Source organism: Paracoccus hibiscisoli, from assembly GCF_005048265.1.
GTDB classification, from domain to species: domain Bacteria; phylum Pseudomonadota; class Alphaproteobacteria; order Rhodobacterales; family Rhodobacteraceae; genus Paracoccus; species Paracoccus hibiscisoli.
This window is the reverse complement of record NZ_SUNH01000001.1, coordinates 44720-57838: the sequence shown is the minus strand read 5'-3', so window position 1 is coordinate 57838 and position 13119 is coordinate 44720. Positions and strand designations below refer to the sequence as shown.

General features: G+C 69.0%; 12 protein-coding genes. 9 read left to right on the top strand and 3 right to left on the bottom strand.

Annotated features, from left to right (window positions below; translation table 11 throughout):
- Positions 1 to 7: 7 nt before the first annotated feature.
- Positions 8 to 397: a FlgB family protein gene (locus FA740_RS00300; protein ID WP_136854776.1), complete on the bottom strand. Its 390-nt coding sequence runs from the start codon at positions 395 to 397 to the stop codon at positions 8 to 10.
- Between the two features lie 95 nt (positions 398 to 492).
- On the opposite strand from FA740_RS00300, the gene FA740_RS00295 reads away from it, so the two are divergent.
- Together FA740_RS00295 and FA740_RS00290 are read left to right on the top strand one after the other, a co-directional pair.
- Positions 493 to 1815 (top strand): FliI/YscN family ATPase, encoded by a 1323-nt coding sequence (locus FA740_RS00295; RefSeq protein WP_409777663.1) that lies wholly within the window; start codon positions 493 to 495, stop codon positions 1813 to 1815.
- A 141-nt stretch (positions 1816 to 1956) separates the two neighbouring features.
- Complete coding sequence (locus FA740_RS00290; RefSeq protein ID WP_136854774.1) at positions 1957 to 2688, top strand: Crp/Fnr family transcriptional regulator; 732 nt, start codon at positions 1957 to 1959, stop codon at positions 2686 to 2688.
- Between the two features lie 3 nt (positions 2689 to 2691).
- Here the strand turns inward: FA740_RS00290 and FA740_RS00285 are convergent, their stop codons facing one another.
- A complete protein-coding gene (locus tag FA740_RS00285) occupies positions 2692 to 3504 on the bottom strand; it encodes an extensin-like domain-containing protein (RefSeq protein ID WP_136854773.1) in 813 nt (270 codons plus the stop codon).
- Positions 3501 to 4784: a L,D-transpeptidase family protein gene (locus FA740_RS00280; RefSeq protein WP_136854772.1), complete on the bottom strand. Its 1284-nt coding sequence runs from the start codon at positions 4782 to 4784 to the stop codon at positions 3501 to 3503. Before FA740_RS00280 ends, FA740_RS00285 begins: the two co-directional genes overlap by 4 nt.
- Positions 4785 to 4929: 145 nt before the next feature.
- Between FA740_RS00280 and FA740_RS00275 the strand changes: the two genes are divergently transcribed.
- Genes FA740_RS00275 through FA740_RS00245 form a run of 7 tightly spaced genes read left to right on the top strand, consistent with a single transcriptional unit; the run spans position 4930 to position 13116 of the window.
- On the top strand, positions 4930 to 5988 hold the full coding sequence (locus tag FA740_RS00275; RefSeq protein ID WP_246053353.1) for a C4-dicarboxylate TRAP transporter substrate-binding protein: 1059 nt from the start codon (positions 4930 to 4932) through the stop codon (positions 5986 to 5988).
- A 3-nt stretch (positions 5989 to 5991) separates the two neighbouring features.
- Positions 5992 to 6498, top strand: coding sequence for a TRAP transporter small permease (locus FA740_RS00270; RefSeq protein WP_136854771.1), 507 nt, complete (start codon positions 5992 to 5994; stop codon positions 6496 to 6498).
- Positions 6498 to 7826, top strand: coding sequence for a TRAP transporter large permease (locus tag FA740_RS00265; protein ID WP_136854770.1), 1329 nt, complete (start codon positions 6498 to 6500; stop codon positions 7824 to 7826). Before FA740_RS00270 ends, FA740_RS00265 begins: the two co-directional genes overlap by 1 nt.
- Positions 7826 to 8668 carry an IclR family transcriptional regulator gene (locus tag FA740_RS20300; protein ID WP_136854769.1) on the top strand — a complete coding sequence of 281 codons (843 nt, stop codon included), beginning with the start codon at positions 7826 to 7828 and terminating at the stop codon, positions 8666 to 8668. The genes FA740_RS00265 and FA740_RS20300 overlap by 1 nt, the downstream gene beginning before the upstream one ends.
- A 10-nt stretch (positions 8669 to 8678) precedes the next feature.
- Positions 8679 to 10763: an FAD-dependent oxidoreductase gene (locus FA740_RS00255; RefSeq protein ID WP_136854768.1), complete on the top strand. Its 2085-nt coding sequence runs from the start codon at positions 8679 to 8681 to the stop codon at positions 10761 to 10763.
- A complete protein-coding gene (locus FA740_RS00250) occupies positions 10760 to 11935 on the top strand; it encodes an acetyl-CoA C-acyltransferase (protein WP_136854767.1) in 1176 nt (391 codons plus the stop codon). Before FA740_RS00255 ends, FA740_RS00250 begins: the two co-directional genes overlap by 4 nt.
- Complete coding sequence (locus FA740_RS00245; RefSeq protein WP_136854766.1) at positions 11935 to 13116, top strand: acyl-CoA dehydrogenase family protein; 1182 nt, start codon at positions 11935 to 11937, stop codon at positions 13114 to 13116. Before FA740_RS00250 ends, FA740_RS00245 begins: the two co-directional genes overlap by 1 nt.
- The last annotated feature ends 3 nt before the right edge of the window (positions 13117 to 13119 follow it).

Here is a 13119-nt window from a genome sequence, read left to right as displayed (position 1 = left end):
TGGTTCCTTACCTGCGTCCCAGGCTGGACCGCACCAGGTCCAACCCGGAGCGATAGATGGCCAGCGATCGGTCATGGTGGCTTTTCACCTCGGCGGCGCGGACCATCTGATCCTCCAGCGACACCGAGTTGCCATTGGGCGAGACCGGTCCCGCGGTCTCGATCACCCGCGCGCCGCCGGGCGACCAGGCGGGGCTGTCCAAGTGGCGGGCATTCGACACCCGCAGCGGCCCCGTCCCGTCGGCCTTGCGATAGGCCTCCGAAAAGGGCTGCATGTCGCGCGCCCGGTATCCGGGCGTGTCGGCATTGGCGATGTTGCGCGCCACCTCGATATGGCGGCTTTGCGTGTGCAGGCCCATGGCGCGGGCCATTCTCAGCATCTCGATCTTCTCAAACATGAGGCTTCTCCTCAATCTCGATAAACCCGGTCTTAACCCCAATTGGTTTAGAAACCGTTTCAAGGACCCGAAATTGCAGCCCCGGTGAGGACGCCCTGATGGATAAACTTGAATCGATCGCCCGCCGCCTGTCGCAGCTGCGGCTGGCGCACCATTACGGACGCGTCCAGTCGATCCGCGCCGGCCTGATCGCGGTCGAGGGGCTGAACGGGCGTGCCTCGGTGGGCGACCGGGTGCGAATCGCCCTGCCGCAGGCCGATCTGGGCGGCGAGGTCGTGGGCCTGTCCCCCCGCGCCGCCCAGATCCTGCCCGAAGGCGCGATCGAGGGCCTGTCGGTCGGCGCCGAGGTTCAGCTGGCCTTCGCGCCGCGAATCGCGCCCTGCGACGCCTGGATCGGGCGCATCATCGACCCCCTGGGTCAGCCGCTGGACGGCCGCCCCCTGCCGCAGGGCCTGGTCGAGCGCAACTTTCGCGCCGAGGCCCCGCCCGCCGTCACCCGCAAACGCCTTGGCGCGCGGCTGGCTACGGGGTTGGCGGTCTTTGACACGCTGCTGCCGCTGGTCGCGGGGCAGCGAATCGGTCTGTTCGCCGGGTCGGGGGTGGGCAAGTCCACGCTGCTGTCGCAGATGGCGCGGGGGGTGCAGGCCGATGTGGTGGTCATCGCCATGATCGGCGAACGCGGCCGCGAGCTGCGCGAATTCGTCGAAAAGACCATGGGCCCCGAGGGCATGGCCCGCACCGTGATCGTGGCGGCGACCTCGGACCGCTCTCCTTTGATCCGCAGGCGCTGTGCCTGGGCCGCGATGGCCGTGGCCGAGCATTTCCGCGACGAGGGCCGCCACGTGCTGTTCCTGGCTGATTCGATCACCCGCTTTGCCGAGGCGCATCGCGAGATCGCCCTGGCGGCGGGCGAACCGGCCAGCTATCGCGGCTTTCCGCCGTCGGTGTCGAACCTGATCATGGGGCTGGCGGAACGCGCGGGGCCGGGCCCCGAGGGCACGGGCGACATCACCGGCATCTTCAGTGTGCTGGTCGCGGGTTCCGACATGGAGGAGCCGGTGGCCGACATCCTGCGCGGCACGCTGGACGGGCATGTGGTGCTGGACCGCACCATCGCGGAACGCGGGCGCTTTCCGGCGGTGGATGTGGTCCGCTCGGTCTCGCGGTCCTTGCCCGATGCCGCCAGCGCGGTCGAGAACGTGGCCATCGCACGGGCCCGCGCGGCCCTGGGCGCCTATGCCGAATCAGAACTGATGATCCGCGCGGGCCTCTATGCGCCCGGTTCGGACCCCAAGCTGGACGAGGCCGTGCGCCTGTTCCCGCAGCTGGACGAATTCGTCACCCGCCGCTGTCCGGGCATTCCCGACAGCTTTGCCGCGCTGGAGGCGGCATTGCGCCTGCCGCGGGCCCGCCTGTAAGTCGGTCCATTTCACGCAAGGCGAAACCTTGCGCGGCGCAGCGACGTTAGGCGATTGATCAATGTTAGAACGCGACGGGCGGGCATTGCACCCCGAATCGCGATTTGCAAGTGTCCGGCAAATTTTGGAAAGGAGGGCGGAATGGCGATCACAGAGTATTTTATCCGCTTCCTTCAACGTCGTGACAGCCTGCCGGAACGGGATCTGGCGCGTCTGCGCGCCCTGCGGACCCAGCATGTCAGCTTTGCCCCCGGAGAGGTGATCGTCCCCGTCGACCGTCTGGCCAAGCGCAGCTGCATGATGCTGCGTGGCATGTCGGCGCGGTCTCATCAGCTGGTCGGACGGCCGGACGAACGGGTCATCACCGCGCTGCATGTGCCGGGCGATTTCGTCGATCTGCACGGCTTCGTGCTGGCCGGGCTGGAGCATTCCGTCGTGGCCGTGGGCCATGCCGAGGTCGAGTTCGTCGACCATGACGAGCTGATCGAGATCACCGAGAATTTTCCCCACCTGACGCGCCTGCTGTGGATGGCGACGCTGATCGACGCGGCGGTGCATCGGCAATGGCTGGTGGCGGCGGCCTCGCTGCGCTCCAGCGCGCATCTGGCCCATCTGCTCTGCGAGGTCTACACGCGCCTGAACGCGGTGGGTGCTGCGGCGAACCATCAGTTCGCCCTGCCGCTGCTGCAGCGCGAGCTGGCCGATATCCTGGGCTATTCGCCGATCCACGTGAACCGCGCGGTGCGCGATCTGCGCGACCGGGGGCTGCTGCGCTGGTCGGGGGCGGATGTCACGATTCTGGACTGGAAGGGCCTGGCGATGCTTGCCCGGTTCGACCCCACCTATCTGGACATGGAACGTCACAGCCGCTGAGCCCTATTCGCACAGCCGCCAGCCGCCATTGCGCGCGGCGATGTCCAGGTGCAGGTGGTCGTCATGCGCCGCATTCGACCCCGGCCCCAGAACCGTGGTGAACAGCAGGCAGGCGGTGCCCTGCGCGGCCTTCTGGAAGCTTTCGGCCGTATTCCCATCGCCCTGGCGTGGCAAAATCGGCGCCGGATCGCCCTGGTCGAACAGGAACCCCATCACGTCGATCGCATTGCCATAGCCGTGCTCGGACGGTTTCGGCTCGGCCTCGCCGGTGCCCACGCGGTCGCGGCAGGAATAGGCGGGGCCGGTCTGCAGCCCGGTCAACTGCGGCGCATCGGGCAGCAGCGCGGTGGCGGGCTGCAGGAAATCGCGCGTCCACAGCGCCAGCGACAGCGCCGTGTCACAGCGCATCACCGGCGCGCCGGTCAGGGCGATGCCGGGCAGGATCGCCTCCAGCTGCAGCGGGCGGGCGATGCCGCAATCGCGCATCTCGGGGTCGGTGACCGGCGCCACCGGGCGGAACCGCGCGCCCATCACCGACAGCGCCAGGCGGCAGGCATCGAATTGCGCATCCGATTCGGCCAGCGTGAACCAGACCGGCGGCGGTGGCGGGCCAAAGGGCTCCTGCGCGGCGGCGTCGGTGCCGGGCGTCGCGGGCTCCGGGGCGTCCTCGGCCTGCGCCCCGTCCATGTCACCCCCCTCCGATTCGGGCGCCTCCAAGGGTTCCTCCGGGGCGGGGCGTTCCGGCGGACGCTCCTGCGCCGCGGCCGGATGGGCCAGTGCCGACAGGATCAGCGCCAGCGCCAGGGCCCGTGTCATGGCTGGGCGGCCTCGGGTGCGGGGACGACGAACCCGTCGGGCAGGGCATCGGTCAGCGCATCGCTCAGCGGATCGGCCGAGGGGATCGCCGGGTCGGCGGCGGGCGCGGAGGCCGCCGGGTCGGCGGCGGGCGCGGGCATGTCTGCGGTGGCGGCCTCGGGCAGGGCCAGCGGCTGGCTGGGCTCGGGCGTTGCGGGGGCGGGCGTGCCGTCCTGCGGCAGGGCGATGTCGGCCACGGGGGGGCTGACGGCGGTGCCGCTGCCGGTCACGTCGGCGATGGTCACCCCCGCATCCAGAAACTCGACCGTGGTGCCGCCGATGGCGACCATGCCGGCCAGCTCCTCTGCATCCCAGTTGGTCAGGCGCACGCAGCCCATCGACTGGTTCGAGAACAGCTGCGACGGCGTCGGCGTGCCGTGAATGCCGTAGGTCGGCTTGGTCAGGCCGATCCAGACCGTGCCCACCGGCCCGTTCGGCCCCGGCGGGATCACCAGCTTGCGGTCGTTGCCCTCCTGCCGGAAATTCACGTCGGGGTTGTAGGTATAGTTGGGGTTGATCGCGACCGTGCGCACATTGTGCACCCCCTCGGGCGAGGGGGTGGCGCTGCTGCCGATGGTGGCGGGGTAATCCACCATCATCTGGCCGCGCGCGTTGTATCCGGCGACGCGGCGGTTGTCCTTATCGATGATGATGCGCGTGACCTGACCGCGCAGCGGCGGGTTCGGGGCCATCACCTGGATCGTGGCCCCCGGAACCAGCGCCACGCCGGGGTTCAGGAACTCGATGAAGCGTTCGTCCATGTGGAAGCGCTCGCCCAGACGCTCGGCCACGCTGGTATGGGCCATGGCGGGCATCAGCGCCTTTTCGGCGTAATCGGTCGGGATCGACGCGGCCAGCCCGGCGGCATCGGCCTCGGTGATGGTATAGCTTTGGGTGACCGGACGCTCGGCAAAGGATTGCAGCAGGTTCCAGACATGCGGGTCCATGATCCCGTCCTGGGGCAGGCCGGTGCGCCGCTCAAAGGCCTTGATCGCGCTCTGGCTCATGCCGCCCTTGAAGCCGTCGATGACGCCCGGAGAGGTGCCCGACCGGTCCAGCAGCAGCTGCACCTTGGCGGTCAGCGCCGAACGCCCGGCGGGCAGCGGGCCGCCGTCATATTGCGCCGCCTCGATCTGGGCGGCGGTGAAGGGGACGTTGGGGGTCTGGGCCGTGGCGGGCAGGGCCATGCCAAAGGTCAGCCACAGGGCGGCAATCAGCGGGCGGACAGGGTGGGGCGTCATGGGAAGCTCCGATCGTGAGGGGGCAACATCCGGCATTGGGCGGAAAACCGCCAGATAGCGTGGCGGTCACGTTTCGGTCAATTCCGGCTTGCGTTCCGCATAGTGGAATGGCAGCCTGCAAAGTGGAACAGGGAGGAGTTTCACCATGACCACACCGTCGTATCGGACGGCGCTGATGGCTGTCGGCCTGACCGCAGCTTTCGCCGCCCCCACCCTTGCCGAAACCGTGCTGATCTACGGAGAGCCGGGCCCCAACCGCGGCGCCCGCGCCGAGGCCACGCAATGGTTCGCCGATCAGGTCGCCGAACAGTCGGGCGGCGATCTGCGCCTGGACATCACCTGGGGGGGTGCGCTGTTTTCCGAACGCGCCGCGGTGCAGTCGCTGCGCGACGGCGTGGCCGATCTGGGCAGCGTCATCGGCGTCTATTTCCCGCAGGATCTGGTGGCTTACGGCATCGCCGACCTGCCGCTGGACAATCCCGACCCCTGGGTCGGCATGAAGGCCACCGACGCGCTGATGCGCAATAACGAACAGATCACCCAGAACCTGGCCAATCAGGGCCTGGTCTATGTGGGGACCTACACAACGTCCGCCGTTCAGATGGGCTGCAAGGGACCGGCGGTCACCTCGGTCGATCAGCTGGCGGGCAAGAAGGTCCGCGGCGTCGGCGCCTATGGCCAGACCTTCCGCGACCTGGGCGCCACGCTGGTCGACATGACCGTCTACGAGGCCTATCAGGGCCTGGAGAACGGGCTGATCGACTGCACCCAGACCTATTCCTATCTGGTCGCGGCGCTCAAGTTCGACGAGGTCTTCGACAGCTACACCTTCATCGACTGGGGCCAGGTCGGCGCCCTGGGCATCGTGATGAACAAGGCCCTCTATGACGACCTGACCCCCGAACAGCAGCAGGTCATCATGACCGCGGGCGAGGGTCTGGCCGACGAATTCGGCCGCATCATCGGCGAGGCCAATGCCGAATCGATCGCCATGCTGGAGGATGCCGGCAAAGAGATCGTGCGCTTTTCCGACGACGACCGCGCCCGCCTGACCGAGGCCGCCCAGCCCTATCTGGACGACTGGTCGGCCCGTGCGACCGCCGCCGGTCTGGACGGCCCCGCCCTGCTGGAGGAATACCGCGCCCTCATCGCGCAATATTCGGCCGAGCTGGAGGCCGAAGGCTATCCCTGGGAGCGTGGCTGACCCATGCGCCTGATCGAGCGGACGCTGCTGGACCTTTCCGTGCTGGCGCTGATCGCGCTTGGCGTGGTGATCTTCGCCAATGTCGTGATGCGCGCGGTGCTGGGGTCCAGCGTGCCCGACGCGATCATCCTGGTGCGTGAACTGATGGTCGCGGCCATCATCCTGCCCATGGCGGCGGCGACGGCGGCACGCAGCCACGTCGCCGTCACCTTCCTGTCCGACCGCATGCCGGTGCGCATGCGGTCGCGGCTGATCGTCCTGGGCCATGTCATCGGCCTGCTGGCGCTGATCCCGCTGATCTACGCGTCCTGGCGCGTCACCGGTCAGGCCTGGCGGTCGGGCGAATTCTATTATGGCGACCTGAACCTGCCCCGCTGGCCGGGCATCGCGCTGTTCCTGATCGGGCTGGCGCTGATGTGGGTGCGGCTGGCGATCCTGCTGGTGGGCGACGTGGCGCAATTGCGGCGCGGCGACATCCTGCACGATGCCGACGGAAACGAGGTGAACTGATGGACCCGATGACGATCGGCCTTGTCGCCATGGTGGCGGTTCTGGTGCTGTTGGCGATGCGCGTGCCCATCGCCTTCGCGCTGGCGGGCGTGGCCAGCGTGGGCACCTTTCTGGTCTATGCGACCCGCACCGGCGGCTGGACGCCGGACCGGGCGCTGAACCCGACCAGCTCGGTCGTGTTCTCGAACTTCTTCGACCTGGTGCATTCTTATGACCTGTCGATGGTGCCGCTGTTCGTGGCCTTGGGCAACATCGCCTTCTATGCGGGCATCACCACGCGCATCTATGACGCCGCTGCGGTCTGGCTGCGGCAGCTGCCGGGCGGCGTGGCGATGGCATCGGTGCTGGGCTGCGGCGGGTTCTCGGCCATTTCGGGGTCGTCCATCGCCTGCGCCTCGACCATGGGCCGTATCTGCGTCCCCGAGATGCTGCGCATGGGATACGATCCGCGCCTGGCCACGTCATCGGTGGCGGTGGGCGGCACCCTGGGGTCGCTGATCCCGCCCTCGGTCCTGTTCATCCTCTATGGCATCTTCACCGAGACCTCGATCGCGCAGCTGTTCCTGGCGGGCATTCTCCCGGGCTTGCTGTCCCTGGCGGGGATGCTGCTGGTCATCGCCTGGTGGGTCGCCCGCGACCCCAAGGCGGCCCCTGCGGGCGAGGCGGGCACCGCCAGCCGCATGGACGCGGCCATCGCCGCCTGGCCCGCGCTGATGCTGTTCGTCGTCATCGTCGGCGGCATCTATGGCGGCATCTTCACCGCGACCGAGGCCGCCGCCGTCAGCGTCGTGCTGACCACGCTGATCGGTTTCGCCCAACGCCGCCTGACGCTGGAGATCCTGTGGCGCGCGATCCGCGAAAGCCTGGTCCAGACGGCGGCGATCTTCCTGATCGCGGGGGCGGCCAAGATCTTTGTCAGCTTCGTCGCGCTGACGGGCATGGCGGGCGCGGTCGTGGGCATGGTGTCGGATGCACAGCTGTCCTTTGCCATGCTGATGCTGGTCGTGGTGGTGATCTATATCGTGCTGGGCATGTTCCTGGACCCGATCGGGATCATGGTCCTGACGCTGCCCTTTATGGTGCCGCTGGTCGAGGGCTATGGCCTGAACCTGATCTGGTTCGGCGTCATCGTGGTCAAGCTGCTGGAGATCGGGCTGATCACGCCCCCCGTGGGCCTGAACGTCTTCGTGGTCAGCAACGTGACCAAGAACGTGGGCATCGACAAGATCTTTGCGGGCGTCAGCCGGTTCCTGGTGATCGACGTGCTGGTCCTGGTGCTGCTGATCCTGTTCCCGATCATCTCGCTGCTGATCCCGGGGTCGATGTGATGACCCCGGATCTGCAAACCGACGACCTGCGCCCCGACTATGAGGATGACCGCAACTTTGCCACCACCCTGGCGCGGGGCCTGTCCGTGCTGCGCGCGTTCCGGGCGGGCGATGACGGCCTGACCAATGCCCAGATCGCGGAACGCACCGGCCTGCCGAAATCGACCGTGTCGCGGCTGACCTTCACCCTGGGCTGCCTGGGCTATCTGACGCAGCCGCAGCGCAACGACCGCTATCGGCCCGGCCCGACGCTGCTGGCGATGGGCCATGTCGCGGCGGCGTCGCTGGCCTTTCTGGACCCCGCGCAGGACATGATGCAGGCGCTGGCCGACCAGACCGGTACGCTGGTCCTGTTCGCCGTGCGCGACCGGGACAAGGTCGCCCTGATGCGCACCTGGCGGCCACAGCGCGCGGCCTCGATCTGGCTGGAGGTCGGGCACCGCTTGCCCATCGGCAGCTCATCCTCGGGGCTGGCGCTGCTGGGGGCCTCGACGCGGGACGAATTCGCCGCGCTGCTGGCCGAAGGGCCGGAGGCGCCGCTGGACGGCACGCCCCTGGCCGATCTGCGCATGCAGGCCCGCAACCAGCTGATCGCGCAGGGCTTTGCGGTGGTGCCGCAGGGGCTGCGCTATTCCACCAACATCTCGGCGGTGTCGGTGCCGTTCCGCTCGGCGCGGCTGGCGGGGCCGGTGGCCTTTTCCTGCGGCGCGCTGGACGATGTGCTGCCCGCCGACCGCATCCAGGCCCAGGTCGGCCCGATGCTGCGCGACACCGTGGCCCGCCTGCAGCGGCTGGTCGGCACCGACGGCATCCCCGCCTGGTCCGGTAGCCCGAACGACTGAGAGGTTTCCCATGCCCGTCACCTATGCACGCCAGGGCCGCATCGGCCTGATCACCATCGACAACCCGCCGGTGAACGCCACCGGCCAGGCCGTGCGCGCCGGCCTGATGGAGGCCGCCCAGGCCTTTGCCGCCGACGACCGGGCGCAGGCCGCCGTCATCTTCTGCGCGGGCCGCACCTGGGTGGCGGGGGCCGACATCTCGGAATTCGGCAAGCCGCCGCAGGCGCCCTTCCTGCCCGACGTGATCACCGCCATCGAAGCGCTGGAGAAACCCGTCGTCGCCGCCATCCACGGCACCGCCCTGGGCGGCGGGCTGGAGCTGGCTTTGGGCTGCCACGCCCGCATCAGCGCCCCCTCCGCCCGCATGGGCCTGCCCGAGGTGACCCTGGGCCTCTTGCCCGGCGCGGGCGGCACGCAGCGCCTGCCGCGCCTGACCGGGCTGGCCGCCGCGCTGGACATCATCACCAGCGCCCGCCAGATCCCCGCCGCGCAGGCGCTGGAGCTGGGGCTGATCGACGCGCTGGCCACGGGCGACCTGACCGCCGACGCCATCGCCCTGGCCGAGACCCTGGCGGGCCAGCCGCCGCGCCGCACGGGCGATCTGCCCGCGCCCGACGCGGACCCCGCCGCCACCGATGCGCTCAAGGCCACGCTGGCGCGCAAGCTGCCCGGTCAGATCGCCCAGACCATCGCCGTCGATGTGGTGACCGAAGGGTTGGCGCTGCCCTTCGACCAGGGCATGGCGGTGGAACGCGCGGGCTTTCTGGCGCTGATGGACAGCCCGCAGCGCGCCGCCCTGATCCACGCGTTCTTCTCTGAACGCGCGGTCGGCCACCTGCCGCAACTGCGCCAGGCCCAGGCCGCGCCGCTGGACGGCGTGGGCATCGTCGGCGGCGGGCTGATGGGCGCGGGCATCGCCACCGCCTGCCTGCTGGCCGGGCTGGACGTCACGCTGATCGAACGCGACGATGCCGCCGCGAGCAAGGCGCGCGGCACCGTGGCGGGCCTGCTGGACGGAGCCGTCGCGCGCGGCAAGCTGGCCGCCGACCGGCGCGACACGATCCTGTCGGGCGCTTTCCGCACCGACACCGATTACGCCGCCCTGTCCAAGGCCGATCTGCTGATCGAGGCGGTGTTCGAATCCATGGACGTCAAGCATCAGGTCTTTGCCGAACTGGACCGGGTCGCGAAACCGGGCGCGGTGCTGGCGACCAACACCTCCTACCTGGACGTGAACGCCATAGCGGATGCGACCGCGCGGCCGGGCGACGTGCTGGGGCTGCATTTCTTCTCTCCGGCGCATGTGATGCGCCTGCTGGAGGTCGTCGTGGCCGACCGGACCAGCCCCCGCGCCGTGGCCACCGGATTCGCGCTGGCGAAACGTCTGGGCAAGATCGCGGTGCGGGCGGGCGTCTGCGACGGCTTCATCGGCAACCGCATCCTGTCGCATTACCGCGCGGCGGTGGATGCGATGGTGCTGGACGGGGCCGATCCGATCGCGGTGGACCGCGCGCTGACCGATTTCGGTTTCGCGATGGGCCCCTATGCGGTGACCGATCTGGCCGGGCTGGACATCGGTTACATGACCCGTCAGCGCAAGGCCGCCGACCGCCATCCGCGCGACCGCGTGCCGGTCTTTGCCGACCGCCTGTACGAACAGGGCCATCTGGGCCGCAAATCCGGGCGCGGCTATTACGATTACGCCGCCAAGCCCCCGGTGCCGAACCCCGATCTGCCCGCGCTGCTGGTGGCCGTGCGCGCCGAACTGGGCCTGACGCCCCGCGATTTCACGGACGCCGAGATCGTGGCCCGCACCATGGCCGCCCTGGTGAACGAGGCCGCCCGCGTGGTGGCCGACGGCACCGCCGCCCGGCCGCTGGATGTCGATGTGGTGATGCTGAACGGCTATGGCTTTCCGCGCTGGCGCGGCGGGCCGATGCATTGGGCCGACGCCCATGGCCTGGACCGCATCCTGGCCGACATCCGCCACTTTGCCGAAACGGATGACCATTTCTGGCGGCCTGCGCCGCTGCTGGTCGATCTGGTGGCCACCGGCCGCCGGTTTGCCGACCTGAACAAGGAACCGCAGTCATGAAACACCCCGTCATCGTGTCCACCGCCCGCACCGCCATCGGTCGCGCGAAACGCGGCGTCTTCAACCAGACCCACGGGGCCGTGCTGGCCGGGGCCGTGGCCCGCGCCGTGGTCGAACGCGCGGGCATCGACCCCGCCCTGATCGAGGACAGCCTCTGGGGCTGCGGCTATCCGGAATACGTCACGGGCGGCAACATCGCCCGCCAGGCGGTGATCCGCGCGGGCCTGCCCGACAGCATCGCCGGCGCCACGGTCAACCGCTTCTGCGCATCGGGCCTGCAGGCGCTGGCGCAGGGCGCGCAGATGGTCGCCCATGAGGGCGCGCGCGCCGTGCTGGTCGGCGGGGTGGAGAGCATTTCCATGGTGCAACCTCCGGTTCGCCATTCGCGCGAGGCCTGGATCGAGGCGATGCGCCCCGACCTCTACATGACCATGATCCAGACCGCCGACATCGTGGCCGCCCGCTACGGCGTCAGCCGCGCGGCGCAGGACGCCTATGCCGTCGAATCCCAGGCCCGCACCGCCGCCGCCCAGGCCGCCGGGGTCTTCGACGACGAGATCATTCCGATGTCCGTCACCATGTCCGTCACCGACAAGGCAACCGGCGAAACCCGCGACCGCGACGTGACCATCACCGCCGACGAGGGCAACCGCCCCGGCACCACGCGGGAGGCGCTGGCGAAGCTGGAGCCGGTGCGCGGAGCAGACCAGTTCGTGACCGCGGGCAACGCGTCCCAACTGTCCGATGGCGCTGCGGCGCTGCTGGTGATGGAGGCGGGTCTTGCCGCATCGCTGAACCTGGAGCCGCTTGGCGCCTTTCGCGGCTTTGCTGTCGCGGGCTGCGCGCCCGACGAGATGGGCATCGGCCCGGTCTTTGCCGTGCCGCGCCTGCTGGAGCGCCACGGGCTGTCGGTGGACGATATCGACCTGTGGGAGCTGAACGAGGCCTTCGCCAGCCAGTGTCTGTATTGCCGCGACACGCTTGGCATCGATCCGGCGAAATACAACGTCAATGGCGGCGCGATCTCGATCGGGCACCCCTTCGGCATGACGGGCGCGCGCACGGCGGGCCATCTGCTGCGTGAAGGTCGCAGGCGGGGTGCCAAATGGGGCGTCGTCACCATGTGTGTGGGGGGCGGCCAAGGTGCCGCCGGACTTCTGGAGATCTTCTGATGGACATGAGCTTTACCGCTGACGAGATCGCGTTCCGCGACGATATCCGCGCCTTTCTCAAGGCCGAGCTGGATCCGGCGCTGGCGCGCAAGGTGCGCCTGCATCACGACCTGACCAAGGCCGAGATGGAGGGCTGGCACGCCAAGCTGCAATCGCGCGGCTGGCTGGCCGGGAACTGGCCCAAGGAATTCGGCGGCGCGGGCTGGACCGCCATCCAGCGCCACATTTTCGAGGAGGAATCGGCCCGCGCGCACGCGCCGCGCATCGTGCCCTTCGGCATCGCCATGCTGGGACCGGTCCTGCAGAAATTCGGGTGGAAGGAACAGCAGGACTATTGGCTGCCGCGCATCCTGAACGGTGACGACTGGTGGTGCCAGGGCTATTCCGAACCCGGCGCCGGGTCCGATCTGGCGGGCCTGCGCTGCGAGGCCAAGCGCGATGGCGACCACTATGTCGTCAACGGGCAAAAGACCTGGACCACGCTTGGTCAGCACGCCAACATGATCTTCTGCCTGGTGCGCACCAATGCCACCGGCAAGAAACAGGAAGGCATCAGCTTTCTGCTGATCGACATGACCACGCCGGGCGTCACCGTGCGCCCCATCGTGCTGCTGGACGGCACGGCCGAGGTGAACGAGGTCTGGTTCGACAATGTCCGCGTGCCGGTCGCCAATCTGGTGGGCACCGAAAACGACGGCTGGACCTATGCGAAATACCTGCTGACGCATGAGCGCACCAACATCGCGGGCGTGGGCTTTGCCACCGCCGCGCTGGACAACCTCAAACGCGTCGCGAAATCGCAGCGCCATCGCGGCCAGCCGCTGTCCGACGACCCGCTGTTCGCCGCCGAGATGGCGGGCGTCGAGATCGAGCTGATGGCCATGTCCACCACCAACCTGCGCATGCTGTCGGCGGCCGCCCAAGGCCAGGCCCCCGGCATCGAGAGCAGCATGCTGAAAATCAAGGGAACCCAGATCCGCCAGCGCCTGGATGCCCTGACGCGCCGCGCCTATGGCGGCCAGGCGATGGCCCTGACGCTGGAGGGCAATGAAGGCCCGGACGGCGCGGACGGCGCGCTGGCCGCCTCTGCCACCTGGCTGAACAACCGCAAGCTGTCGATCTATGGCGGCTCGAACGAGATCCAGCGCAGCATCATCTCTGGCGCGCTGGCGAAAGGATAAGCC

Excerpts from the sequence above, each read along its gene's own strand:
- FA740_RS00300 (WP_136854776.1), bottom strand. The coding sequence starts at position 397 with ATGTTTGAGAAGATCGAGATGCTGAGAATGGCCCGCGCCATGGGCCTG.
- FA740_RS20300 (WP_136854769.1), top strand. The coding sequence starts at position 7,826 with ATGACCCCGGATCTGCAAACCGACGACCTGCGCCCCGACTATGAGGAT.
- FA740_RS00280 (WP_136854772.1), bottom strand. The coding sequence starts at position 4,784 with ATGACGCCCCACCCTGTCCGCCCGCTGATTGCCGCCCTGTGGCTGACC.
- FA740_RS00250 (WP_136854767.1), top strand. The coding sequence starts at position 10,760 with ATGAAACACCCCGTCATCGTGTCCACCGCCCGCACCGCCATCGGTCGC.
- FA740_RS00275 (WP_246053353.1), top strand. The coding sequence starts at position 4,930 with ATGACCACACCGTCGTATCGGACGGCGCTGATGGCTGTCGGCCTGACC.
- FA740_RS00285 (WP_136854773.1), bottom strand. The coding sequence starts at position 3,504 with ATGACACGGGCCCTGGCGCTGGCGCTGATCCTGTCGGCACTGGCCCAT.
- FA740_RS00245 (WP_136854766.1), top strand. The coding sequence starts at position 11,935 with ATGGACATGAGCTTTACCGCTGACGAGATCGCGTTCCGCGACGATATC.
- FA740_RS00265 (WP_136854770.1), top strand. The coding sequence starts at position 6,498 with ATGGACCCGATGACGATCGGCCTTGTCGCCATGGTGGCGGTTCTGGTG.
- FA740_RS00255 (WP_136854768.1), top strand. The coding sequence starts at position 8,679 with ATGCCCGTCACCTATGCACGCCAGGGCCGCATCGGCCTGATCACCATC.
- FA740_RS00270 (WP_136854771.1), top strand. The coding sequence starts at position 5,992 with ATGCGCCTGATCGAGCGGACGCTGCTGGACCTTTCCGTGCTGGCGCTG.
- FA740_RS00290 (WP_136854774.1), top strand. The coding sequence starts at position 1,957 with ATGGCGATCACAGAGTATTTTATCCGCTTCCTTCAACGTCGTGACAGC.